Below are 23447 nucleotides of genomic sequence, written 5' to 3'. Positions count from 1 at the left end.
CCCCTGGGCCTCCCCGGGCCCTCCCCGGAGACCGATCCGGCCGCCGCTGTCAGTGGTCACCACTAGCCTCTTTCGTTGTGCCCGCCCTGATCACCGATCCCGAACAGCTCAAGGAGCTCCTCGGCATCCCGTTCACCCCGGAGCAGACGGCCTGCATCACCGCGCCGCCCGCCCCGCAGGTGATCGTGGCCGGTGCCGGCTCGGGCAAGACGACGGTGATGGCGGCCCGCGTGGTGTGGCTGGTCGGCACCGGCCAGGTCGCCCCCGAGCAGGTGCTCGGCCTCACCTTCACCAACAAGGCCGCCGCCGAACTCTCCGAGCGAGTCCGCAAGGCACTGGTCAAGGCCGGTGTCACCGACCTGGACGCGATCGACCCGGACAACCCGCCGGGCGAGCCGGTGATCTCCACGTACCACTCCTTCGCGGGCCGTCTGCTGACCGACCACGGCCTGCGTATCGGCCTGGAGCCGACCTCCCGGCTGCTCGCCGACGCGACCCGCTTCCAGCTCGCCGCGCGCGTCCTGCGCGAGGCCCCGGGGTCCTATCCGGCCCTGACCCGTTCCTTCCCGGACCTGGTCGGCGACCTACTGGCCCTCGACGCCGAACTCGCCGAGCACCTCGTACGCCCCGAGGCGCTGCGCGCGTACGACGCCGAACTGCTGCTGACCCTGCGCGGCGTCAAGCTCGGCAACGCCGATCTGCGCAAGGTGCCCGAGGCGGCCGCCGCGCGCCGTGAACTGGCCGGGCTGGTGAACCGCTACCGGGCCGCCAAGCGCGAGCGGGACCTGCTCGACTTCGGCGACCAGATCGCCCTGTCGGCCCGGCTCGCCCAGATCCCCGAGGTGGGCCGCCTCCTGCGCGACGAGTTCCGGGTGGTCCTGCTCGACGAGTACCAGGACACCTCGGTCGCCCAGCGCGTCCTCCTGGCCGGCCTGTTCGGTGAGGGCACCGGCCACCCGGTCACCGCCGTCGGCGACCCCTGCCAGGCGATCTACGGCTGGCGAGGCGCCTCCGTCGCCAACCTCGACGACTTCCCCGAGCACTTCGCCCGCTCCGACGGCCGCCCCGCGACGCGCCAGGCGCTCAGCGAGAACCGCCGCAGCGGCGGCCGTCTCCTCGACCTCGCCAACGGCCTCGCGGAACCCCTGCGTGCCCTGCACGCGGGCGTGGAGGCACTACGCCCCGCCCCTGGGGCCGAACACGACGGCATCGTGCGGTGCGCCCTGCTGCGCACGCACGCCGAGGAGATCGACTGGGCCGCCGACTCCGTCGCCCACCTCGTGAGGACCGGGACGGCACCCGGCGAGATCGCGGTCCTGTGCCGCACGGCGACCGATTTCTCCGAGATCCAGGGCGCGCTGGTGGCCCGGGACATCCCGGTCGAGGTCGTCGGCCTGTCCGGGCTGCTGCACCTGCCCGAGATCGCGGACCTCGTCGCCGTGTGCGAGGTCCTCCAGGACCCCGGCGCCAACGCCTCCCTGGTCCGCCTGCTGACCGGCCCGCGCTGGCGCATCGGCCCGCGCGACCTCGCCCTGCTGGGGCGGCGGGCCCGGCTCCTCGTGACCCACGCGCGCGTGGAGGGCGACGACGACCCGGACCGGCGCCTCGCCGAGGCCGTCGAGGGGGTCGACCCGGCCGAGGTGATCTCCCTCGCGGACGCCCTCGACACCTTCCTGGAGACGCCGCTGGACGGCCACGAGGACGACGACCGGCTGCCCTTCTCGCCCGACGCGCGCGTGCGCTTCGCCCGCCTGGCCACCGAACTGCGAGACCTGCGACGCTCCCTGTCCGACCCGCTGATGGACGTCCTGCACCGTGTCCTCGCCGTCACCGGCCTGGAGGTGGAGCTGTCGGCGTCCCCGCATGCCCTGGCGGCGCGCCGCCGTGAGACCCTCTCCAACTTCCTGGATGTCGCCGCCTCCTTCGCCGCCGGCGACAACGAGGCGACCCTGCTCGCCTTCCTCGGCTTCCTGCGCACCGCCGCCCAGTACGAAAAGGGCCTCGACAACGCCCTTCCCGGCGGCGAGAACACGGTCAAGGTGCTCACCGCCCACAAGTCCAAGGGCCTGGAGTGGGACGTCGTGGTCGTCCCCGGCCTCGTCACCGGAACCTTCCCCAGCAGCCAGGGTCGCGAGAAGTGGACCTCCCAGGGCAAGGTCCTGCCGCACGAACTGCGCGGCGACGCCGACACCCTCCCCGGCATCACCTCCTGGGACGCCAAGGGCCTCAAGGCCTTCCACGAGGCCATGAAGGAGCACCAGCACACCGAGGAACTCCGCCTCGGCTACGTCACCTTCACCCGCCCCCGCTCCCTTCTCCTGGGCTCCGGCCACTGGTGGGGCCCCACCCAGAAGAAGCGCCGCGGACCCTCCGCGTTCCTCCAGGACCTCTACGACCACTGCGCGGCCGGGTACGGCGAGATCGAGGCCTGGGCGGACGAACCCGCCGACGACGAGGAGAACCCCGCCCTGCACCGGGCCACCGCCGACCAGGTGTGGCCCCTGCCCCTGGACGAGGCGGCCCTGGCCCGCCGCCGCGCCGCCGCCGATACCGTCCTGGCTCACCTGGAGGACCTCGCGTCCCCCGAGGACGGGCACCCCGCGGCCGTGCACGACCCGGACGCGTTCGACGACCCGGAGTGGCCCCCGCCTCCCGAGGACGACGAACCTCCGTACGACGAGGCTCCGTACGACGAGCCCGACCCCTTCGACTTCGCCGAAACCCCCTTCGCAGAGGCAGCGGCAGCAGGCGCGATGGCGGACGGAGACCCCCGGCCGGCGGACGGCCCCACGGTCCCCCACCAAGCAGGCCCACCGGAACCTCAGAACCCACACCCACACCGCAGCCCACACCTCACCCCGGAGGAAGCCCGCACCATCGCCTCCTGGGACCGCGACCTCGACGCCCTCACCGGCGAGCTCCTGCGCGCCCGCGACAGCGTCACCGAGGTCCCCCTGCCCGCCTCCCTCACGGCCACCCAGCTGCTGCTCCTGGCCGCCGACCCGGACGGACTCGCCCAGGAGCTGGCCCGCCCCATGCCTCGCCCGCCCCAGCCCGCCGCCCGCCGCGGCACCCGCTTCCACGCCTGGGTCGAGGCCCGCTTCGAAGAGCTGACGCTTCCCCTGCTGGAGCCGGAGGAGCTGCCCGGCGGCGAAGCGGAGATCGCCGACGAACGGGACCTGGAGGCCCTCAAGGAGGCCTTCGAGCGGACCGAGTACGCGCACCGCACGCCCTACCGAGTGGAGGCCCCTTTCCAGCTCGCGCTCGCCGGCCGCGTCGTACGGGGCCGCATCGACGCCGTCTACAAGGAGGGCGACGGTGAGGGCGCGACGTACGAGATCGTCGACTGGAAGACCAACCGCGCACGCACCGCGGACCCCCTCCAGCTCGCCGTCTACCGCATCGCCTGGGCCGAGCAGCAGGGCGTCCCGGCGGAGTCCGTCACGGCGGCGTTCCTGTACGTGCGCAGCGGCGAGGTCGTCCGCCCCGACGACCTGCCGGACCGCGCGGCGCTGGAGCGGCTGCTGAGCGAGGCGCCGCTCGGTGAGGAACCGCACTCCGAGGACGTCAGTGCGGGCCGATAGGCTCGTGACCATGAGCCAGACCCCGGACAGCGTCGTCCGTACGTACATCCAGCAGCATCGCGACGCCTTCCTCGACGACCTCGCCGAGTGGCTGCGCATCCCGTCGGTGTCCGCCCAGCCGGACCACGCGCCCGACGTACGACGCAGCGCCGACTGGCTCGCCGCCGAGCTGAAGGAGACCGGGTTCCCGACGGCCGAGGTCTGGCAGACCCCCGGCGCGCCCGCCGTCTTCGCCGAGTGGCCCTGCGACGACCCGAAGGCACCCACGGTGCTGGTCTACGGCCACCACGACGTGCAGCCCGCCGCCCAGGAGGACGGCTGGGACAGCGACCCCTTCGAGCCCGTCGTCCGCGAGAACCGTCTCTACGCGCGCGGGGCGGCCGACGACAAGGGCCAGGTGTTCTTCCACACCCTCGGTGTCCGCGCCCACCTCGCCGCCACCGGCCGCACGACCCCGGCCGTGCACCTGAAGCTGCTGATCGAGGGCGAGGAGGAGTCCGGCTCGCCCCACTTCCGGACCCTCGTCGAGCAGCACGCCGAGCGGCTCGCCGCCGACGCCGTGATCGTCTCCGACACCGGCATGTGGTCCGAGGACACCCCCACGGTGTGCACCGGCATGCGAGGCCTCGCCGAGTGCGAGATACGGCTGCACGGCCCCGACCAGGACATCCACTCCGGCTCCTTCGGCGGCGCGGTGCCCAACCCGGCGACCGCCGCCGCCCGCCTCGTGGCCGCCCTGCACGACGAGCACGCGCGCGTGGCGGTCCCGGGCTTCTACGACGGCGTGGTCGAGCTGACCGACCGCGAGCGCGAACTCCTCGCCGAACTGCCCTTCGACGAGTCGCAGTGGCTGCGCACGGCCAAGTCGTACGCCACCCAGGGGGAGGCCGGGTACACCACCCTGGAGCGCGTCTGGGCCCGCCCCACGGCGGAGGTCAACGGCATCGGCGGCGGCTACCAGGGACCCGGCAGCAAGACGATCGTCCCGTCCTCCGCCCTGGTGAAGCTGTCCTTCCGGCTGGTCGCGGGCCAGGACCCCGACCACGTGGAGAAGGCCGTCCGCGCCTGGGCCGAGCGGCAGGTGCCCGCCGGGGTCCGCTGCGAGATCACGTTCAGCGGGGCCACGCGCCCGTGCCTGACCCCGCTGGACCACCCGGCCCTCCAGTCGGTCGTCCGCGCGATGGGCCGGGCCTTCGAGAAGCCCGTCCGCTTCACCCGAGAGGGAGGCTCCGGGCCGGCCGCGGACCTCCAGGACGTCCTCGGTGCTCCGGTGCTGTTCCTCGGCATCTCCGTCCCGTCCGACGGCTGGCACGCCCCGAACGAGAAAGTCGAACTCGACCTGCTCCTCAAGGGCGTCGAGACCACCGCGTACCTGTGGGGCGACCTCGCCGAGAACTGGCGCGATGCGCCCTGAGCCTCCCGGGCCCGCCGTACGTCCCGCTGATCAGCCCGCCGAACCCGACCGTTCCACCGGGGAGTTGGAAGCACCAGTGACCACCTGGACCGACCAGAACGCCGACCGACCCATCTCGCTCACCGCCCCGAACGGCATCGACAGGGCCGCGCACCACCGGCTCGACGAGGCCTGGCTCGCGGCGGCGTGGAGCCATCCCTCGACGCGCTGTTTCGTGGTCTCCGGCGGCCAGGTCCTCATCGACGAGACGGCGGACGGGCACACCGAACTCGTCATGACCCCCTCCTTCGAGGCCCCCCTCACCGAGGCACACCGGTACTTCCTCGGCATCGACGAGGACGGCGTCAGCTACTTCGCCCTCCAGAAGGACTCCCTGCCCGGACGTATGGACCAGTCCGCGCGGCCGGCCGGCCTGCGCGAGGCGGGCCTGCTCCTGTCGGCCCGTGACGTGGGCCTGATGGTGCACGCGGTGGGTCTGGAGAACTGGCAGCGCACGCACCGTTTCTGCTCGCGCTGCGGCGAGCGCACCGTCATCGCCGCGGCCGGCCACATCCGCCGCTGCCAGGCCTGCGGAGCCGAGCACTACCCGCGTACGGACCCCGCCGTGATCATGGCCGTGACCGACGAGGACGACCGCATCCTGCTCGGCCGCCAGGTCCACTGGCCCGAGGGCCGCTTCTCGACGCTGGCCGGCTTCGTCGAGCCCGGCGAGTCCATCGAGCAGTCGGTGCGCCGCGAGGTCCTGGAGGAGGTCGGCATCAGCGTCGGCCAGGTGGAGTACGTCGCCAGCCAGCCCTGGCCGTTCCCGTCCAGCCTCATGCTGGGCTTCCTGGCCCGTGCCACCTCGACCGAGATCGAGGTCGACGGCGACGAGATCCACGAAGCCCGCTGGTTCTCCCGAGAGGACCTGCGCGCCGCCTTCGAGTCCGGCGAGGTGCTCCCGCCGTACGGCATCTCGATCGCGGCCCGCCTGATCGAGCTCTGGTACGGCAAGCCGCTCCCGATGAGGAGCGTGGCCTGACGCCCGTGCGAGCCGCGCACACGCTCTGACCGCAGATACGGAGAAGGCGGTTCCCGAGCCGCCTCAGGAACCGCCTTCCGCGCACAACCGCGCCGCGCCTACGCGCCGACCTTCTGCTTCACCTGGGCCAGCGACGGGTTGGTGAGGGTGGAGCCGTCCGGGAACAGAACGGTGGGCACCGTCTGGTTTCCGCCATTCGCCTTCTCCACGAACGCGGCGGACTCCGGGTCCTGCTCGATGTTGATCTCGGTGTACGCGATGCCCTCGCGGTCCATCTGGCTCTTCAGCCGGCGGCAGTAGCCGCACCACGTGGTGCTGTACATCGTCACAGTGCCCAGCATGTCTCTCGTGCTCCTTCGGTGGCTCGGGGGCGGGTGGTCGCAGAAATGGAACGTACGCGAAGGGGCCGCCATTCCCGGGGCCCGGACCGTGCGGGACGTGACGCCTGCCGCATTAGTACGACTATCGGGGCCCGCCTGTGGACAACCGGCACGCCCGTCTCCCGCGACCTGGCAGCATGGCCGTGTGACAGCAGCAACGCACTCCACCCTGTTCCCGCAGGTACCGGACTCGGCCGACGCGGTGCTCGACGGGCTCGACCCCGAGCAGCGCGAGGTGGCCACCGCCCTGCACGGTCCGGTGTGCGTCCTGGCGGGCGCGGGCACGGGCAAGACCCGGGCGATCACCCACCGCATCGCCTACGGGGTGCGCGCGGGCGTCCTCCACCCCTCCAGCGTGCTCGCCGTCACCTTCACCAACCGCGCCGCCGGAGAGATGCGCGGCCGCCTGCGGCAGCTCGGCGCCGCGGGCGTCCAGGCGCGCACCTTCCACTCTGCGGCCCTGCGTCAGCTCCAGTACTTCTGGCCGAAAGCGATCGGCGGCTCCATGCCCCGGCTCGTCGACCGCAAGATCCAGCTCGTCGCCGACGCGGCCGCGGCCTGCCGCATCCGGCTCGACCGGGGCGAGCTGCGGGACGTCACCGCCGAGATCGAATGGTCCAAGGTCACCCAGACCGTCCCCGCGGACTACGCGCCCGCCGTCGCGAAGTCCGGCCGGGAGGCTCCTCGCGACCCCGCGGAGATCGCCCAGCTCTACGCCGCCTATGAGGACGTCAAGCGCGAGCGCTCCGTCATCGACTTCGAGGACGTACTGCTGCTGACGGTGGCCGTCCTCCAGGACCGGCACGACATCGCCGAGCAGGTCCGCTCCCAGTACCAGCACTTCGTGGTCGACGAGTACCAGGACGTCAGCCCCCTGCAGCAGCGCCTGCTGGAACTGTGGCTCGGCGAGCGGGACAGCCTGTGCGTGGTCGGAGACGCCAGCCAGACGATCTACTCGTTCACGGGAGCGACTCCGGACCATCTGCTCGATTTCCGCACCCGCCACCCCGGAGCCACCGTCGTCAAGCTGGTCCGCGACTACCGCTCCACGCCCCAGGTCGTCCACCTCGCCAACGGCCTGCTCTCCCAGGCCAGGGGCCGCGCGGCCGACCACCGCCTGGAACTCGTCTCGCAACGCGCGCCGGGGCCCGAGCCGGCCTACACGGAGTACACCGACGAGCCCGCCGAGGCGGAGGGCGCGGCCCGCCGCATCCGTGAACTCGTCGACTCGGGGGTCCCGGCCGCCGAGATCGCCATCCTGTTCCGGACGAACGCGCAGTCCGAGACCTATGAACAGGCACTCGCCGACGCCGGGGTGCCCTACCAGCTGCGCGGCGCCGAGCGGTTCTTCGACCGCCCGGAGGTGCGCAAGGCGGGCGTCGCCCTGCGCGGCGCGGCCCGCTTCGGCGGCAACGACTCCCTCCTGGACGACGTCGTCGACCTGCCCTCGCAGGTGCGCGCCGTGCTGTCGGGCGAGGGCTGGACACCGCAGCCACCGGCCGGCTCCGGCGCCGTCAGAGAGCGCTGGGAGTCCCTGGCCGCCCTGGTGAACCTCGCCCAGGACTTCGCCGCCGCCAAACCCGGTGCCACCCTGGCGGACCTCGTGGCCGAGCTCGACGAACGGGCGAACGCCCAGCATGCCCCGACCGTGCAGGGCGTCACCCTCGCTTCCCTGCACTCCGCCAAGGGCCTGGAGTGGGATGTCGTCTTCCTGGTCGGCGTCGCCGAGGGCATGATGCCGATCACCTACGCGAAGACGGACGAACAGATCGAGGAGGAGCGCCGCCTGCTGTACGTCGGCGTCACCCGCGCGCGGGAACACCTCCATGTCTCCTGGTCCCTCTCCCGCTCACCCGGCGGCCGCCCCAACCGTCGCCCCAGCCGCTTCCTCGACGGGCTGCGCCCCGGCTCGACGGCCACCAAGGCCCGTGCAGCCGGAGGTGCAGCGGGCGGCATCGAGCGAGGAATCCCCGGAACCAGGGGCTCCGCCCCGAGAAGAGCGCAGCGAACCCCCGCCCGCTGCCGCGTATGCGGCCGCACACTGACCGACGCGGGCGAGATGAAGCTGATGCGCTGCGACGACTGCCCCTCCGACATGAACGAGGGCCTCTACGAGCAGCTCCGCGAATGGCGTGCCGACCAGGCACGGAGCAGTGGTCAGCCCGCCTTCTGCGTCTTCACCGACAGGACACTGGTGGCGATCGCCGAGACCGCGCCCGACGACGAGCACGAGCTGGCACGCATCCCGGGCGTCGGGATGCGCAAGCTCACCCGCTACGGCGCCGATGTCCTGGCCATCTGCGCAGGCCAGTACCCCGCGGGGGACACAGATCAGGACTGACACCAACTCGTCGAAAAAATAGTTTGCGCATGCCCCAGCAATCCCCATAGGTTCTTAGGCACGAGAGCAGCGGCCTTCTCGAAGGCCCTGATTCCGTGTTGTACTTGCATATCCGTCGGACTGGTTCATCCAGTCCCCCGAGACGCCGAGAGGAGGCGAGTCCAGTGATCAGCATCATCACCAGCTCCATCAGCACCGTGAAAATGACCGGTCGCTCGACCGTCTCCACGTGCATGCTCGGCGTTTCGAACCTGGGCACCGGTCTGTCCGGCATTCGTGCCGTCCGTCCGGCGTCCTCCTCCCTTGCTCCCGCGGGCCTTCCCGTCCGTGAGCGCAATGAGCGACCGACCAAGGCACTGGAAGCAGCAGTAAAGGCGCAGGCGCGGGCCTATGCCTTTGCGGCGACCGGTGCCGGATTCCGGAAGCAGACGACGCAGCACCACCAGATGTGGGCCTTCCGTGGGCCAGAACCCTGGAGTGATCCAGCCTGATTCGATCAGGCCGGCGCCTTCAGGGCCGCGGAACCCCATCCGGGATCCGCGGCCCTTCTGTTTGTCCCTGACCAGGGACGACGGACCGAAGGAGCCTCGGGACAAGAAAAGAACCGGGTACCAGCCGCCCCCGGCCAAACAGGCCGGAACGACCAGACGAGGAAGACGAACCGTGCAACTCGAAGCGCACGCCCCGTCCGTACCGCCTTCCGACACGATCCCCAAGCCCGGCCCCACGGAGGACTCCGCCTTGACCCCGCTCACCGCGCTCACCGCGCTCGACGACGCCATCGAGAACCTCGGCGTACCCGTCCCGTGCCGCTCCTACGACCCGGAGGTCTTCTTCGCCGAGTCGCCCGCGGACGTCGAGTACGCCAAGTCCCTCTGCCGCACCTGCCCGCTGGTCGAGGCCTGCCTCGCCGGCGCCAAGGAGCGGCGTGAGCCCTGGGGCGTCTGGGGTGGCGAGTTGTTCGTGCAGGGTGTCGTCGTCGCCCGGAAGCGGCCGCGTGGCCGCCCGCGCAAGAACCCGGTCACGGCATGAACACCCCAGGAACGATCGACCGTCCTCTCACGCACGACCCCCAGAAGCAGGCCCCGATGAAGCCGTCCACCCCAGAGCCCGCCGGCTCCGCGACTCAAGACTTCACCCCATGTGGCGCGAAGGACTCGCGTCAGAACAGGACCCGAGAGATGCAACTCATCCCAGAAGCCATGGCTCGTGCACATATGCGTGAGCGACTGCAGGAGGCGGAGCAAGACCGCCGGGCCGCGCGTGTGGTGGCCGCCCGCCGGATGCAGCGCAAGGCGGAGCGTGCCTCGCGGCGTGCCCGCCGGGCGCTCGCCATGGCGGTCATGCAGTAACCGACCCCGACTGAAGCGCCTTGTCTGAAGCTGGGCCTCCCGGACCGGGAGGCCCAGCTCACCCCGCGGGGGCCGGTCCGTGCCGAACGGACCGGCCCCCGCGGTGCGTTGTGTCCGCGATGCCGTCGGGCACGGAGATATCGTCGGCGTGTGACGAGTCCTCCCGGAGGAAACGACGACGACCGCTCCGCCGCGGAGCCGGAACGCCTTGTGTGCGCCCGCTGCGGCACCCCGGCCGAAGCCCCGCGGCTCACCTGGACCTTCTCCGTGGAGCACGGCGCTCGCCTGGACTTCTGCGAGACCTGCTCCCGGGAGAACCTCAGATCGATCGAAGGGCGGCTGGACTCTGACTGGTGGTAGAGCCCGGGCAACGGATCACCTGTGGCGCCCGGCCGGGGTTCACCCCTCCGCCGCCGACTCGTCCCCGTCCGCCGGGTCCTCCGGGACGAACCCCGGCAGCCACTCCTCCAACTCCTCGCGCAGACGCACCGCCGCCCCCAGCTGGCACAGCACCCCGATCGTGCTCAGGGTCACCCGGTGGATCAGCAGATAGGACGGGGGCAGGTTCAGCTGCTTGCCGAGCTGGTAGGCGGGGGAGCGGGGGTCGGCGACACGGGCCGCCTGGCTCCGCATCCAGCCGCGGGTGAAGGTGAACTCCTCGACCTGGGCCGGCTCGATGATCGGCAGCAGATAGTCCAGGACCGCGTCGGGATCGAGCTCTATCGTCTCCTTGACGAACCCCTCCGCGCACAGCAGCTCGTAGACCGCCTCGGCCTCCCCGTCGAGGGTCATCCGCAGGGACTCGCCGATGGTGGCGGGCAGACCACCCGGGAGACGGTCGACCGTACCGAAGTCCAGGACTCCCAGGCGCCACTCGTCCTCGTCCTCCGGCCCGCCGGGCAGCAGCCGGAAGTTGCCCGGGTGCGGATCCGCGTGCAGCAGGCCGGTGCGGGCGGGTCCGGAGAACAGGAAGCGGGCCAGGAGCTGGCCGGCGCGGTCACGCTGCTCCTGGGTTCCGTCCGAGATGATCTCCGACAGTGGGACGCCGTCGATCCACTCGGTGACCAGGACCTGGTCGGACTGGTGCACCACCTGCGGTACGACGACGTCCGGATCGTCCGCGAACTCGTCGGCGTGGGCCTGCTGGGCCTGGGCCTCCAGGCCGTAGTCCAGCTCCTCCGAGACGCGGTCCTTCAGCTCCGCGATCAGCGGCTTGATGTCCATCCCGGGGATCAGCGGCCCGAGCAGACGGGAGAAGCGGCTCAGCTGGTTCAGATCGGACAGCAAGGCCTCGCCGGCACCCGGGTACTGCACCTTGACCGCCACCTCACGGCCGTCGTGCCACACCCCTCTGTGCACCTGGCCGATCGAGGCCGCCGCGGCGGGCTTGTCCTCGAACTCCAGGAACAGCTCCTGCCAGCCCTCGCCGAGCCGCTCCTCGAGCACCGCGTGCACGGTGCGCGTCGGCATCGGCGGCGCCGCCTCCTGGAGCTTCGTCAGCGCCGCCCGGTACGGGCCGGCCACCTCCTCGGGCAGGGCCGACTCGAAGACGGACAGGGCCTGGCCGAACTTCATCGCGCCGCCCTTGAGCTCGCCGAGCACCTTGAAAAGCTGCTCCGCCGTGCGCTGTTGGAGCTCGCGGCCGACAAGCTCCGCGGACTCGCCGACGATCCGCTTGCCGAATCCCCAGGTCGCCCGCCCGGCGATGCCGAGCGGGAGTGCGGCGAGCTTGGCGGTCCGGGTGACCGCCTTCCGGGGAAGATCAGACATGCGCCCTCCAAGTCCCAGCCGGCCGCTCCGCCTCTGCCTCACGGCACTGCTCCGACGGCCGTTGCAACGCCATTGTCTCGTGTGGCTGCCCTTCCTCCGAGAGGCGCTCCCCCTTTCCTCTCTCCGCCGCAGCGCACGGGCATGCCGGATGCGCCCAGATCGGCCGACCATGCCAGTGGAGACCGGGGAGGGACACCTCCCAGCGTGCCCCGGCACTCGACGGAACCCGGCCGTCCAGAAAGGCGAGCGCGTGGGCGGCCGCCAGTCCGGCCACGGTCGTGGCGAGGGCCAGATCGCACGGGCGCACCTGCCGCTGCCTGCCGGAGCGCCACTGGGCGACCAGACGCGGCCAGGTCGGGTCCCGGTCGGCGCGGCTGTGGTGCAGACAGCCCGCGCAACTCGTCTCCCCGGGAAGGACGAGCGGGCCGACCATGCCGGTCCCCTCCACGACACCGGCGTACAGATGAGGTGTCCCGGCGGACATCAGCGACTCGGCGGCCGACGGGTCCGGCGCGTACATGGCCACATCGTCCCGCGGGGCGACGATCACGAGTGAGAAACCGGGGTCGCCTTCCTCCAGGGGCGCCTGCTCTGTCGCGGGGCGCGGCGGCCGGTCCGGGGCCGCCCGGCGCGCGGCGCGTCGGGCCGCCTCGTCGCGGCGGTCGCCGACGGCATCGGCGGGCAGCCCGCCCGGCGCGACGTCCCAGGGCTCCACCCGTCCGAGATCGCGCACATCGACCTCGCCGACGCCGGCCCCCGCCAGCAGCGAGGCCAGCACGGCGCCGACCCGGCCCGCACCCCGCACCTGGACCCGTTGCGCGCGCCGGGCGGCCAGCTGCCCGATCGCGTCGCCGGGAGCGGAGGTGGTCAGAGACAGAGAGGCCAGGTCGGGGCGGAGCCGGTCGAGGACCTCCTTCTTCCGGCGCAGGGCGTCGGCGGCGGGTCCGCCGCCCCGGGCGTCGTCCAGGAGCCCGGCCTGCGCCAGCCGCCGCACCAGCCCGTCCACATGACCGTCGGGCAGATCCATACGGCGGCCCTCCTCGCGCAGCAGCTCCAGCCCTCGTGTGCCGTTCAGCAGGTCGAGGAAGCTGCCCGTCGCCTGGTCCATGGGGCCGAGTGTCATCGCATGCGCCGGTGTCATCCCGAACTGCACCGTGTTGAGGTCGCGCCAGCCGCGCCTGAGCGCGGGTTTCACCATCGGATGCATGACAGGCCCCCGTATGTCAGAGAACGTCCCCGTATGCCGGTCTAATGCGGGAGCAGCCCGAGACCGGCCACAGGCCCGGTCCTGGTCCTGGGCCGAAACCCGCCCATCGCTTCGCCGACAAGAGCCAGCATGCCCAACCCCGCCGCGGGCTGCCGAAAGTTGTCCACAGGCGCGGGCATTCGTCGTACAAATCCGGCGGGCGGTGGGGGCATCAGCACCCAACCGTCCCGGAGCCGGGACTTCCCCGTGTGCAGCGGGTAACGTCGGGGCGTGCCCGCCGACCCACTGCACCGCGCCGGAATGCCACAGCGCAGCACGACGAGCCAGCCGCCGAGCGGCTCGAGGGCGAGCGCGATCGAGGTCCGCAGGAGCACCCGCCGACGCCGAACGGTCTCCGCGTACCGCGAGGGCGATCGCACCGTCGTACTCATCCCCGCCCGGATGTCCGAGGCGGAGGAGCAGCGCTGGGTGACCGTCATGCTCGACAAGCTGGCCGCCCAGGAGAGCAAGCGGGCCCTCGGCGACACCGAGCTGGCCGAGCGGGCCCGGCGCCTTTCGGACCAGTACTTCGGCGGACGGGCCCGGCCCGCTTCGGTGCGCTGGGTGACCAACCAGAACACGCGCTGGGGATCCTGCACCCCGTCCGAGGGCAGCATCCGCCTGTCGCACCGTCTGCAGGGCATGCCCGAGTACGTGGTCGACTACGTCCTCGTCCACGAACTCGCCCATCTCCTCGTCCCCGGACACGGACCCCGCTTCTGGGAACTGCTGGAGTCCTATCCGCGGACGGAGCGGGCGCGGGGCTACCTCGAAGGCGTGGTCGCCGCCGAGCGGTTGCCGCATGTGCCCGGTGCGCGGGGTGAAGGCCCCACGGGGTGAGTGCCCGCTTTGCGTGAGCGAGCAGCCGATACGGCCCCGCGCGGGTTGTGTACCGGGTCTGTACCGACTTCGTCCGGTGTCAGAGTTTGCCGTTAGCCTGGCGCGACGCAATCACGTTCTGGATGGGGGACGGTCGTTACGCATGGCCAGGGAATTCCAACGCGGCCACAAGGCCAGGATCAGTGACCTCACCGCGGGCACGGATCTGTACGTAGGCGTACAGATCTCCGGCCCCGGACTGAGCTTCGACATCAGCTGCTTCGGCCTCGACGCCGACGAACGGCTCTCGGACGACCGCTACTTCGTCTTCTTCAACCAGCCGAAGTCCCCCGAGGAATCCCTTCAGCTCCTGGGCGCCCAGGCGGGCGACACGGAGTCCTTCCGGGTGACGCTCGACCGGATCCCGCCGCAGATCCAGAAGCTGTCCTTCACGGCGACGATCGACGGCGCCGGCCAGATGTCGCAGATCGCCCCCGGGTACATCCGTATCGTCGCGGGCGGCGAGGAGGTGGCCCGGTACTCCTTCGACGGCTCGGAGTTCTCCACCGAACGGGCCGTGATGCTGGGCGACTTCTACCTCAAGGACGTCTGGCGGTTCGCCGCCGTCGGGCAGGGCTTCGACGGCGGTCTCGACGCGCTGCTGAGGAACTTCGGCGGCGAGGTGGCCGAGGAGGAAGCGCCCGAGCCCGCCCCGCAGCAGCCGCAGGCCGGCGCCGTCCCGGGCTTCGCACCGCCCGCGTTCGGTGTCCCCGGTGCTCCGGAACCGGCCCCGGCTCCGGCCCCTGCCCCGGCAGCTCCTCCGGCCACCGCTCCCGCGCCACCCGCACCCCAGCCCGCCGCGCAGGGCTTCGCGCCGCCTCCGGCGCCCGCTCCCGCGCCCGGAGTGCATGGCGCCCCGACCATCGCAGCGCCCATGAACACCCAACCGGACGGCGCCCCGGTGCCACCCCCGGCCCCGGCGCCCGCGCCCTACGGCCAGCCGGGCCAGCAGCCGCCGCCGTACGGCCAGGTCCCCGGCCAGACGACCCCGCTGCCTCCCGGCTATGGTCAGCCCCAGGCACCCCAGGCACCCCAGGCCCCGGCCCCGCCCCCCGGCTACGGCCAGCCCACCCCGCCCCCGGGCTACGGCCAGCAGCCGCCGTTTGGACAGGCCCCCTACGGTGCCCCGCAGCAGGGCGCCGTCCCGCAGGCCGCCACCGCTCCCCAGGGCGCCGGTGTGTCCGCCGCGCTCCAGCAGTTCAAGGAAACCCCCACCGGGCAGCGCTGGACGCAGCAGAACAAGAAGCTCGTCCGCGTCGACCTCGGCATCGGCGGACAGCCCGTGCTCGCCCGGCAGGGCAGCATGGTGCTCTACCAGGGCAAGGTCGACTTCAGCTACAAGGGCGCCGGCTTCGCCGGCCGGATCGTGGGCAACGCGACCGGCCAGGAGATGCAGCTGATGCGCTGTACCGGCCAGGGGCAGGTGTTCCTCGCCGAGAACTCGACCATGCTGCATCCGATCGAGCTCCAGGGCGACGCCGTCTGCGTCTCCGCCGAGAACGTCCTCGCGTTCGACGAGAGCCTGACCTACGAGGTCCGCCGCATCGAGGGACACGGCATCCCCGGCGGCGCACTGTTCACCATGCAGTTCCAGGGCACCGGCACCATCGTCGTGAAGACGCACGGCACGCCCGTCGTGCTGCCCGTCACGCCCACCACGTTCGCCGACTGCAACGCCGTGGTCGCCTGGTCCGCCGCCGCCCAGGTCGTCGTCTCCAGCCAGGTGCGGATGCGCCGCAACGCCTACCCCGGTGACACCGGCGAGAGCGTGAACCTCCAGTTCCGGGGAGCGCCCGGCAACTTCATCGTCGTCCAGCCGTACGAGGTCTGAGGGAGCCCGTCATGACACAGCAGCTCGCGGGCCACGCCCCCGCACCCGTCACCGCCCGCATGGAGAACCACGGCAACCACATGCTGAAGGTCGCCATGCAGACCGGAAACGACCTCCTCGCGCGCGTGGGGTCGATGGTCGCCTACGAAGGGTTCGTCCAGTACGAGCCCAACCCGCCGGCCGTGCGCCAGATCGCCAAGGACTGGATGACCGGCGAGGGCGCGCCCCTGATGAAGTGCTCCGGCGACGGCCTTCTCTACCTCTCCGACTACGGGGCGAACGTCGTCGTCATCAACCTGGGCGGCGACGGCATCTCCGTCAACGCCACCAACCTGCTCGCCTTCGACGCCCACCTCACCTGGGGCGTCGAGCGGGTCAAGGGCCTGGCGAAGTTCGCCGGGCAGGGCCTGTGGAACACCAGGATCTCCGGGCAGGGCTGGGTCGCTCTGACCTCCCGGGGCAAGCCGATCGTCGTCGACTGCGGAGGTGGCGAGGACGAGACGTATGTCGACCCCGACGCGCTCGTCGCCTGGTCCCCGAACCTCAAGGTCAAGGGCAAGCGCAGCTTCAGGGCACAGTCGCTGATCGGCCGCGGCAGCGGCGAGGCCTACCAGATGGCCTTCTCCGGTCAGGGCATCGTCGTCGTCCAGCCCAGTGAGGACAGCACCGACCGCCTCCGGGTCCGGGGCTGAGGGGGAGCAACACGCCATGCAGAGCCCGATTTTCGCCTACAACGAGCAGCAGACCCAGGATCGCTGGAGCCTGCAGAACAAGCAGATGCTGCGTGTCGCCCTGGAGGGCCACGACGACATCCTGGCCCGCAAGGGCACCATGGTCGCCTACCAGGGCCTCGTCGAGTTCGACGCCGAGTACCAGAGCAACGACCAGTCCCGCGCGCGTGCGCACACCGGTGAGGGACTCGACCTGATGCGCTGCCACGGGCAGGGCACGGTCTACCTCGCCAACCTCAAGCAGCACGTCCACGTCATGGAGGTCGAGCAGGACGGCCTCACCGTCGACAGCAGCTATGTGCTGGCGATGGACTCCTCCCTGCACCACGAGGTCATCGCCGTCGACAGCCTGTACGGCATCTCCGGCTCCGGGAAGTACCAGCTCAACATCACCGGCCGGGGCAAGATCGCCCTGATGACCTCGGGCATGCCGCTCCTCATGCAGGTGACCCCCGACAAGTACGTCAACTGCGACGCCGACGCGATCGTCGCCTGGTCGACGAGCCTGCGTGTGCAGATGCAGGCCCAGACGCACTCCTCCGGGGTGTGGCGGCGCCGCGGCAACACCGGTGAGGGCTGGGAGCTGAGCTTCATGGGCACCGGCTACGCGCTCGTCCAGCCCAGCGAGCTGCTGCCGCCGCAGAACGCGCAGGTCGGCTCGGGCCTCTCCGCGCAGTACGGCATGGGCCAGCAGGGGGCGCGCGGGCAGAACCAGGGCAACGTCTGGAGCTGAGCGCTCCGCGGGTTGGACCGTGGGGTTCGGGGGCTGTGCGTCTTTTCCGGGCTGCGGGCCGGTTGTGGTTGGTCGCGCAGTTCCCCGCGCCCCTGAGGGGGGCGACCGCCCATGGCGGCCGCGCCTCCCTCAGCCGGTTGTGAGCAGCCTCGCGCGTGTCGCCTCCAGCAGGCGAATGACCGACTTGTCCGCCACCTCCGCGACCTCGTCATATCCGAACCAGCGGACGTCGAGCGACTCGTCACTGACCTCGTGCGCGGCGTCCGGTGGTGCCACGACCGCGTACTGGACGTCGAAGTGCCAGTGGCACGGTGGCGGGATCGGGTGCCGGTCGAGGCGGACCGGGCCGCCAGGCAGCAGGGACAGCCCCGAGACGCCGGACTCCTCCGTCGCCTCCCGCAGGGCCGCCGCGGCCAGGGAGGAGTCGCCCGGTTCGCAGTGACCGCCCATCTGGAGCCACATCCGCAGCTTCCTGTGCAGGGTCAGCAGCACCCGGCCGCCCTCGGGGTCGATCACCAGGGCGCTCGCCGTGATGTGCCCGGCGTGGCACGCCTTCCACAGGCCGTCAGGGTGACCCGCCAGGTGGTCGAGGTAGGCCTGGCGCAACTCGGGCTGGTCCTCGTACCCCTTCAGCACGAGGACCGCGTCGTCGTAAAGGCTCACCCGGCGTCGTCGCCCTTGTTCTTGTCCTCGCCCTCGGACTTGTCCTTCTTCTTCAGATCGGGCTTGTCCGCCGCCTCGCCGAGCATCTTGTCCAGCTCGGAGAAGTCGATCTGCTCGCGGTGCACGAAGCCGTCCGGGTCGTCGAGATCGCTCGCCGTCGGCAGCATGTCCGGGTGGGCCCACAGGCCGTCCCGGCCGTCGACACCGCGCGCGTCCGTGAGCGAGGCCCACAGGCGGGAGGCGTCGCGCAGGCGGCGCGGGCGCAGCTCGAGACCGATCAGCGTGGCGAACGTCTGCTCGGCCGGGCCGCCCGAGGCGCGGCGGCGGCGCAGCGTCTCGCGCAGGGCGTCGGCGGACGACAGACGGGGCTTCGCGGCGGCGTGGACCACCGCGTCCACCCAGCCCTCCACGAGCGCCAGAGCCGTCTCCAGACGCGCCAGGGCGGCCTTCTGCTCCGGCGTGTCCTCCGGCTGGAACATGCCCTGCTGGAGAGCTTCCTGCAGCTGCTCCGGGTTCTGCGGGTCGAACTGGCCGACCACGTCCTCCAGCTTGGCCGTGTCGACCTTGATCCCGCGGGCGTAGCCGTCGACCGCGCCGAACAGATGCGAGCGCAGCCACGGCACGTGCGCGAAGAGGCGCTGGTGGGCGGCCTCGCGCAGGGCGAGATACAGCCGTACCTCCTCCTGCGGGACGCTCAGGTCCTTGCCGAACGTCTCGATGTTCACCGGCAGCAGCGCGGCCTTGCCGGCCGGGCCGAGCGGCAGGCCGATGTCGGACGAGCCGACGACCTCGCCCGCGAGCACGCCGACGGCCTGCCCGATCTGCGTGCCGAACATGGCGCCGCCCATCGAGCGCATCATGCCGATCAGCGGGCCGGCCATGGCCTGCATCTCCTCCGGCAGGACATCGCCCATGGCGGTGCCCACGCGCTCGGCGACCGGGTCGACGAGCTCCTTCCAGGCAGGCAGGGTCGCCTCGACCCACTCCGCTCGGCTCCAGGCCACCGCGGAGGCGGCGCCGGACGGCAGCGACGTGGCGTCGTCGAGCCAGAGGTCGGCCAGGCGGACGGCCTCCTCGACGCCCTTGTGGTCGGCGGGGCCGACGCTCGCGTCCTTGGTGCCGTCAGGGCTGCCCTGGGAGACCGTCTGGCGGGCGATCTGCTTGGCCATGTCCCAGTTCACAGGGCCGCCCTCGTAGGAGAGCATCTGGCCCAGCTGCTGGAACGCGGCGCCCAGGTCGTTGGGGTTCAGGGAACCGAACATGGCAGCGAACGGATTGTCCGCACCGGGGCCACCAGGGCCTCCGCCAAAGCCTCCGGCTCCTGGCAGGCCGCCGAAACCGAACGGATTGGCCGGCCCCTGACCACCACCGCTCTGCTGGTCCTTCTTCTTGCCCTCGTCGCCGTCGTCCGGCTCCTCCGGCGGAAGGCCGAATCCGAATGGGGTGTCACTCACGGGATTCCTCGGCTTGTAGGGCCGCCGGTTCTTTCCGGCGGCACGGCTGCCCGACATCACCACCCAGCGTAGACACCTCGGGGCGGATCGGGCCTCGGTGCTTCGCCGAGTGACGGCCTGCGGCAGGATGGATGCCACCTGGTACGCACGCTTCACTCGTGCTCGTACTGAAGACAACCGCTGGAGACGCCCGGTGAGTTCCCCAGATCCGCAGGTTCGCGCAGCGCGAAACCAGTCAACCAGTTCCGCGAGTCCCGCGGCGCGCGGGCCCGTCGTCGCGGTCACCGGTGCCGCCTACGGCATCGGAGCGCTGCTCACCGAGCAGCTCGCCGCGTCCGACGAGGTCAAGCAGGTCGTCGCCATCGACGAGCGGCGCGGCGAGTGCGCGGCGGCGCAGTGGCACATCCTGGACGTCCGGGATCCGGCCATCGCGGACAAACTGCGCGGCGCCGATGTCGTGGTGCACCTGGCGCTGGATCTCGACCTGGAGACCGACGCCGCCGCCCGGACGGCCTACAACGTACGGGGGACGCAGACCGTCCTGACCGCGGCGGCCGCGGCCGGAGTGCACCGGGTCGTGCTGTGCACCTCGGCGATGGTCTACGGGGCGCTGCCGGACAACGAACTGCCGTTGTCCGAGGACGCCGAGCTGCGGGCCACGGCCGAGGCGACGGGCGTCGGCGACCTGCTGGAGATCGAGCGGCTGGCGCGACGGGCCCCTCGGGCGCACCCGGGGCTCAATGTCACCGTGGTCCGGCCCGCCGTACTGGTGGGAGGCACGGACACCGCGCTGACCAGGTACTTCGAGTCTCCTCGACTGCTCGTTGTCGCCGGGTCGAGGCCCGCGTGGCAGTTCTGTCATGTCGAGGACCTGTGCAGCGCGCTCGAGTACGCCGTCCTGGAGAAGGTCGACGGGGAACTGTCCGTCGGCTGCGACGGGTGGCTCGAACAGGAAGAGGTCGAGGAGCTCAGCGGTATCCGGCGGATGGAGCTGCCGTCGGCGGTCGCGCTGGGCGCGGCCGCGCGACTGCACCGGATCGGGCTCACGCCGTCTCCGGCCGGGGACCTGGCGTACACGATGTACCCCTGGGTGGTGAGCGGGAGCCGGCTGCACGACTCCGGGTGGCGCCCGCAGTACACCAACGAGGAGGTGCTGGCGGAGCTTCTGGAGGAGGTCTCCGGCCGGCACACGGTGGCCGGGCGGCGCCTCGGCCGCAAGGACGCGACGGCCGCGGGCGCCGCGGGCGCGACGGTGGCGCTGCTGGGTGCGGCGGCGGTGGTTCGCCGGGCCCGGAAGGCCCGGCGGCGGATCTGAGAGACGTCCCTGTAGGAGACTCCAACCGGCACGCGCGTGTGCCGGTCGATGGCTCTATTCCGTGCTGTCCGCCGCGTGCGGCACGATGGAGGCATGGCATCCACGAGCGATCACCCCGGTGAGCAGGCCGCGCAGGACCCGATCAAGCTGATCGGGATTCGGGACACGGCCCTCTCCGTGGACGAGGTGTTCCGGGCGGTCGGGGACGACGCGGCCGGGGGCACCGCGCTCTTCGTGGGGACCGTGCGGAACCACGACGGGGGTGCCGATGTCGCGGAGCTGGGGTATTCCTGCCACCCCAGTGCCGAGGCCGAGATGCGGCGGATCGCCGAGAAGGTCGTCGCCGACTTCCCCGTGCGGGCGCTGGCGGCCGTGCACCGGGTGGGGGAGCTCCGGGTCGGGGACCTCGCCGTGGTCGTGGCCGTCTCCTGTCCGCATCGGGGAGAGGCTTTCGAGGCCTGCCGGAAACTGATCGACGACCTGAAGCACGAAGTGCCCATCTGGAAGCACCAGACGTTTTCGGACGGTACCGAGGAATGGGTCGGCGCTTGCTGACCCCGAACCGCCTCCGGTTGCGTAACCGCACCCCTGGCGTGAGCGTTGTCACTGCGGATGGTTAATCTGCTGATCAGTCAGTTGCGGACGCTCAATGGGGTAGGAGGTCGGCATGGCGGCTCTCGCCTGGTTGCTGATTCCGCTTGTGGCTGCCATCGGCGCGGGGCTCTGGGGCAGTTGGGCCAACCGGACTCGCAGGTCGCGCGGCGACGGCCCGGAACTCACCGGGTACGCCCGCTTCCGAGAGGCCATGGAGAAGCCCGGGCCGGGTAGCTGAAGGCCAAGAAAACAGCAGGTCACAGACGGTATAGCGCACAGGGCCGCCCCGGACGGGCGGCCCTGACGGTGCGCTGACAGGCACGTCCCGTACTGTCGAGTCATGCCACGCCGCACCGCGACGATGCTCGCCTCCACCCTGATGCTGATCGCGCTCCTGTGCGCGGGAGTGTTCATCCCCGTTCCGTATGCGGAGATGTCCCCGGGGCCGACGGTGAACACGCTCGGCGATCATGACGGTGAGCCGGTGCTGCAGATCTCCGGGCGCAAGACCTACGCGGCCAGCGGCCACCTGAACATGACCACGGTCCGGGTCACGAGCGCCGACTACCGGATGAACCTGGTCGAAGCCGTCTACGGCTGGCTCGCCCACGACAACAAGGTCGTGCCGCGCGAGACGCTCTACCCGGACGGCAAGACCGAGGAGCAGTCGACCCAGGAGAACGCCGAGGAGTTCAGCCAGTCCCAGGAGAGCGCCAAGGTCGCCGCACTGAAGGAACTCGACGTTCCGGTGAAGTCGTGGGTGATCGTCTCGACGGTCGTCAAGGGGTCCCCGGCCGAGGGCAAGCTGCACGCCGGGGATGTGATCAAGTCCGTCGACGGCAAGACGGTCAAGGAGCCGGCCGACGTCGCGAAGCTCGTCACGCAGCACAAGCCGGGCCAGGACGTCCGCTTCACGATCGTGCCGGCGAAGGAGCAGGCCGACGCGGAGAAGGAGAAGCGGACGCCGACGAAGACGCAGGACATCACCATCACCACGACGACCTCGGACGACAAGGGCGAGAAGCGCGCCATCGTGGGGATCTCCGCGGGGACCGACCACACGTTCCCGTTCACCGTCGACATCAAGCTGGCCGATGTCGGCGGGCCGAGCGCCGGGCTGATGTTCGCGCTCGGCATCTACGACAAGCTCACGCCGGGCAATCTGACCGGCGGCAAGTTCGTGGCCGGCACCGGCACGATCGACGACACCGGCAAGGTCGGCCCGATCGGCGGCATCGAGATGAAGACCGTGGGTGCCCGGGCCAAGGGCGCGCAGTACTTCCTGACGCCCGCCGACAACTGCGCCGCCGCGGTCAAGGACACCCCCGAGGGCCTCACCCTCATCAAGGTGGACACCATCCAGGACGCCCTCGGCGCCCTCAAGGACCTCCGCAGCGGCGACACGGCGAACCTGCCGACGTGCGGCAAGTAGTCCGCGGGGCCGAGGACGGGTCGGGGCAAAGCGACCGACGCGGCTGAGGGGGCCTGCGGGACCGGTGGGGCCCGAGGGTCCCATGGGGCCGGCGAGCCCTCTCACGCCGCGGCGCTCCCGCTCTACTCCTCCTCGAACGTCGCCGCCAGCGCCTCCGCCAGGCCCGGGACCAGGTCGGAGCCGGTGAGGACCTCCGTGGCGGAGTCCTTCTCACGCAGGCGCAGGGCCGACTCGCGGGCGCCGTCGCGCAGAACCGCGACCGTCATCCGGACCTCCTGGCGGTCCGGGTGGTCCGCCACCCACTTCGTCAGCGCGGCCTCGCCCAGGCCCTTGGGAACCTGCGCCTCCGCGGACGGCGGCAGCATCAGACGCTCCACGGCGAGGGCACAGCCGACCACCGCGTCGGGCCAGGCGATGGTGGCGAGGAACTCGTCGAGCGGCTTGCCCGTTGGAACCTCGTCCTGCTCGATCGGGGTGAGGCCGGAGTTCTCCGACTCCTCCCCGAGACCGAGCCGGTCGGCGAGCGAGGGTTGTTCGGCCCGCAGCCGTGCGGTGTCGACGAGGGCGAAAAGGCGGGCGGGCTGGTCCCAGCCGAGGCCCGAGACGTACTCGTCGATCTCGAGAACGGCCCGGGTGAGCGGGTTCGCAGCCATGGGAGTGTTGGACATGGTCACAATCCTGCCTCGTTCCTGGCCGGAATCGGGAAC

The 23447-nt window shown here is 71.4% G+C and carries 21 protein-coding genes; 15 read left to right on the top strand and 6 right to left on the bottom strand.

The window, feature by feature from the left end:
* Positions 1-77: 77 nt before the first annotated feature.
* The 3 genes from ACFZBT_RS31110 (at position 78) to nudC (ending at position 6019) form a co-directional block, all read left to right on the top strand.
* Complete coding sequence (locus ACFZBT_RS31110) at positions 78-3584, top strand: UvrD-helicase domain-containing protein (protein ID WP_391110507.1); 3507 nt, start codon at positions 78-80, stop codon at positions 3582-3584.
* A gap of 10 nt (positions 3585-3594) precedes the next feature.
* On the top strand, positions 3595-4998 hold the full coding sequence (locus ACFZBT_RS31105; RefSeq protein ID WP_391110504.1) for a dipeptidase: 1404 nt from the start codon (positions 3595-3597) through the stop codon (positions 4996-4998).
* 76 nt (positions 4999-5074) lie between these two features.
* A complete protein-coding gene (nudC, locus tag ACFZBT_RS31100) occupies positions 5075-6019 on the top strand; it encodes an NAD(+) diphosphatase (RefSeq protein ID WP_391110501.1) in 945 nt (314 codons plus the stop codon).
* 98 nt (positions 6020-6117) lie between these two features.
* Here nudC and ACFZBT_RS31095 read toward each other — a convergent pair whose 3' ends face one another.
* Entirely contained in the window at positions 6118-6360 is a 243-nt protein-coding gene (locus tag ACFZBT_RS31095; protein WP_031132359.1) for a mycoredoxin, read from the bottom strand.
* Between the two features lie 184 nt (positions 6361-6544).
* Between ACFZBT_RS31095 and ACFZBT_RS31090 the strand changes: the two genes are divergently transcribed.
* From ACFZBT_RS31090 to ACFZBT_RS31070, 5 genes are all read left to right on the top strand, one after another.
* Complete coding sequence (locus tag ACFZBT_RS31090) at positions 6545-8740, top strand: UvrD-helicase domain-containing protein (RefSeq protein WP_391110498.1); 2196 nt, start codon at positions 6545-6547, stop codon at positions 8738-8740.
* Positions 8741-8904: 164 nt separating this feature from the next.
* On the top strand, positions 8905-9231 hold the full coding sequence (locus tag ACFZBT_RS31085) for a hypothetical protein (RefSeq protein ID WP_391110495.1): 327 nt from the start codon (positions 8905-8907) through the stop codon (positions 9229-9231).
* Positions 9232-9403: 172 nt separating this feature from the next.
* On the top strand, positions 9404-9772 hold the full coding sequence (locus ACFZBT_RS31080) for a WhiB family transcriptional regulator (RefSeq protein ID WP_190049450.1): 369 nt from the start codon (positions 9404-9406) through the stop codon (positions 9770-9772).
* Complete coding sequence (locus ACFZBT_RS31075; protein WP_391110493.1) at positions 9769-10092, top strand: hypothetical protein; 324 nt, start codon at positions 9769-9771, stop codon at positions 10090-10092. The genes ACFZBT_RS31080 and ACFZBT_RS31075 overlap by 4 nt, the downstream gene beginning before the upstream one ends.
* 150 nt (positions 10093-10242) lie before the next feature.
* On the top strand, positions 10243-10452 hold the full coding sequence (locus ACFZBT_RS31070; protein ID WP_391110489.1) for a hypothetical protein: 210 nt from the start codon (positions 10243-10245) through the stop codon (positions 10450-10452).
* Between the two features lie 39 nt (positions 10453-10491).
* On the opposite strand, the gene ACFZBT_RS31065 is transcribed toward ACFZBT_RS31070, so the two are convergent.
* Together ACFZBT_RS31065 and ACFZBT_RS31060 are read right to left on the bottom strand one after the other, a co-directional pair.
* A complete protein-coding gene (locus tag ACFZBT_RS31065; protein WP_391110486.1) occupies positions 10492-11862 on the bottom strand; it encodes an AarF/UbiB family protein in 1371 nt (456 codons plus the stop codon).
* Entirely contained in the window at positions 11855-13069 is a 1215-nt protein-coding gene (locus tag ACFZBT_RS31060) for a ThiF family adenylyltransferase (RefSeq protein WP_391110483.1), read from the bottom strand. Before ACFZBT_RS31060 ends, ACFZBT_RS31065 begins: the two co-directional genes overlap by 8 nt.
* A 270-nt stretch (positions 13070-13339) precedes the next feature.
* Here ACFZBT_RS31060 and ACFZBT_RS31055 point away from each other — a divergent pair, with 270 nt between their 5' ends.
* The 4 genes from ACFZBT_RS31055 (at position 13340) to ACFZBT_RS31040 (ending at position 17282) form a co-directional block, all read left to right on the top strand.
* Positions 13340-13948: a SprT-like domain-containing protein gene (locus ACFZBT_RS31055; RefSeq protein WP_391110480.1), complete on the top strand. Its 609-nt coding sequence runs from the start codon at positions 13340-13342 to the stop codon at positions 13946-13948.
* Positions 13949-14090: 142 nt separating this feature from the next.
* Entirely contained in the window at positions 14091-15818 is a 1728-nt protein-coding gene (locus ACFZBT_RS31050; RefSeq protein ID WP_391110477.1) for a TerD family protein, read from the top strand.
* Between the two features lie 11 nt (positions 15819-15829).
* Positions 15830-16510 (top strand): AIM24 family protein, encoded by a 681-nt coding sequence (locus tag ACFZBT_RS31045; protein ID WP_391110475.1) that lies wholly within the window; start codon positions 15830-15832, stop codon positions 16508-16510.
* A gap of 16 nt (positions 16511-16526) precedes the next feature.
* The gene (locus tag ACFZBT_RS31040; protein WP_328343207.1) at positions 16527-17282 is read left to right on the top strand and encodes an AIM24 family protein; all 756 of its coding nucleotides are present in this window, start codon (positions 16527-16529) and stop codon (positions 17280-17282) included.
* Between the two features lie 129 nt (positions 17283-17411).
* Here ACFZBT_RS31040 and ACFZBT_RS31035 read toward each other — a convergent pair whose 3' ends face one another.
* Both ACFZBT_RS31035 and ACFZBT_RS31030 read right to left on the bottom strand, forming a co-directional pair.
* On the bottom strand, positions 17412-17945 hold the full coding sequence (locus ACFZBT_RS31035; RefSeq protein WP_391110471.1) for an NUDIX domain-containing protein: 534 nt from the start codon (positions 17943-17945) through the stop codon (positions 17412-17414).
* Complete coding sequence (locus ACFZBT_RS31030; protein WP_391110469.1) at positions 17942-19399, bottom strand: zinc-dependent metalloprotease; 1458 nt, start codon at positions 19397-19399, stop codon at positions 17942-17944. Before ACFZBT_RS31030 ends, ACFZBT_RS31035 begins: the two co-directional genes overlap by 4 nt.
* 193 nt (positions 19400-19592) lie before the next feature.
* Here ACFZBT_RS31030 and ACFZBT_RS31025 point away from each other — a divergent pair, with 193 nt between their 5' ends.
* The 3 genes from ACFZBT_RS31025 (at position 19593) to ACFZBT_RS31015 (ending at position 22740) form a co-directional block, all read left to right on the top strand.
* Positions 19593-20714, top strand: coding sequence for an NAD-dependent epimerase/dehydratase family protein (locus tag ACFZBT_RS31025; protein WP_391110466.1), 1122 nt, complete (start codon positions 19593-19595; stop codon positions 20712-20714).
* Positions 20715-20807: 93 nt separating this feature from the next.
* A complete protein-coding gene (locus ACFZBT_RS31020; RefSeq protein ID WP_391110463.1) occupies positions 20808-21269 on the top strand; it encodes a molybdenum cofactor biosynthesis protein MoaE in 462 nt (153 codons plus the stop codon).
* A 379-nt stretch (positions 21270-21648) separates the two neighbouring features.
* A complete protein-coding gene (locus ACFZBT_RS31015; protein WP_391110460.1) occupies positions 21649-22740 on the top strand; it encodes a PDZ domain-containing protein in 1092 nt (363 codons plus the stop codon).
* A gap of 122 nt (positions 22741-22862) precedes the next feature.
* Here the strand turns inward: ACFZBT_RS31015 and ACFZBT_RS31010 are convergent, their stop codons facing one another.
* Complete coding sequence (locus ACFZBT_RS31010; RefSeq protein ID WP_391110457.1) at positions 22863-23408, bottom strand: PPA1309 family protein; 546 nt, start codon at positions 23406-23408, stop codon at positions 22863-22865.
* Between the last annotated feature and the right edge of the window lie 39 nt (positions 23409-23447).

This window comes from Streptomyces sp. NPDC008137 (genome assembly GCF_042957035.1).
In the GTDB taxonomy this organism is placed as follows: Bacteria; Actinomycetota; Actinomycetes; order Streptomycetales; family Streptomycetaceae; genus Streptomyces.
The sequence above is the reverse complement of the archived record's forward strand: the minus strand, read 5'-3'. Positions and strand labels throughout refer to the sequence as shown.

Coding starts and splice junctions, on each gene's coding strand:
- ACFZBT_RS31050 (WP_391110477.1), top strand. CDS start 14,091: ATGGCCAGGGAATTCCAACGCGGCCACAAGGCCAGGATCAGTGACCTC.
- ACFZBT_RS31015 (WP_391110460.1), top strand. CDS start 21,649: ATGCCACGCCGCACCGCGACGATGCTCGCCTCCACCCTGATGCTGATC.
- ACFZBT_RS31040 (WP_328343207.1), top strand. CDS start 16,527: ATGCAGAGCCCGATTTTCGCCTACAACGAGCAGCAGACCCAGGATCGC.
- ACFZBT_RS31010 (WP_391110457.1), bottom strand. CDS start 23,408: ATGTCCAACACTCCCATGGCTGCGAACCCGCTCACCCGGGCCGTTCTC.
- ACFZBT_RS31060 (WP_391110483.1), bottom strand. CDS start 13,069: ATGCATCCGATGGTGAAACCCGCGCTCAGGCGCGGCTGGCGCGACCTC.
- ACFZBT_RS31020 (WP_391110463.1), top strand. CDS start 20,808: ATGGCATCCACGAGCGATCACCCCGGTGAGCAGGCCGCGCAGGACCCG.
- ACFZBT_RS31045 (WP_391110475.1), top strand. CDS start 15,830: ATGACACAGCAGCTCGCGGGCCACGCCCCCGCACCCGTCACCGCCCGC.
- ACFZBT_RS31095 (WP_031132359.1), bottom strand. CDS start 6,360: ATGCTGGGCACTGTGACGATGTACAGCACCACGTGGTGCGGCTACTGC.
- ACFZBT_RS31105 (WP_391110504.1), top strand. CDS start 3,595: ATGAGCCAGACCCCGGACAGCGTCGTCCGTACGTACATCCAGCAGCAT.
- ACFZBT_RS31075 (WP_391110493.1), top strand. CDS start 9,769: ATGAACACCCCAGGAACGATCGACCGTCCTCTCACGCACGACCCCCAG.
- ACFZBT_RS31065 (WP_391110486.1), bottom strand. CDS start 11,862: ATGTCTGATCTTCCCCGGAAGGCGGTCACCCGGACCGCCAAGCTCGCC.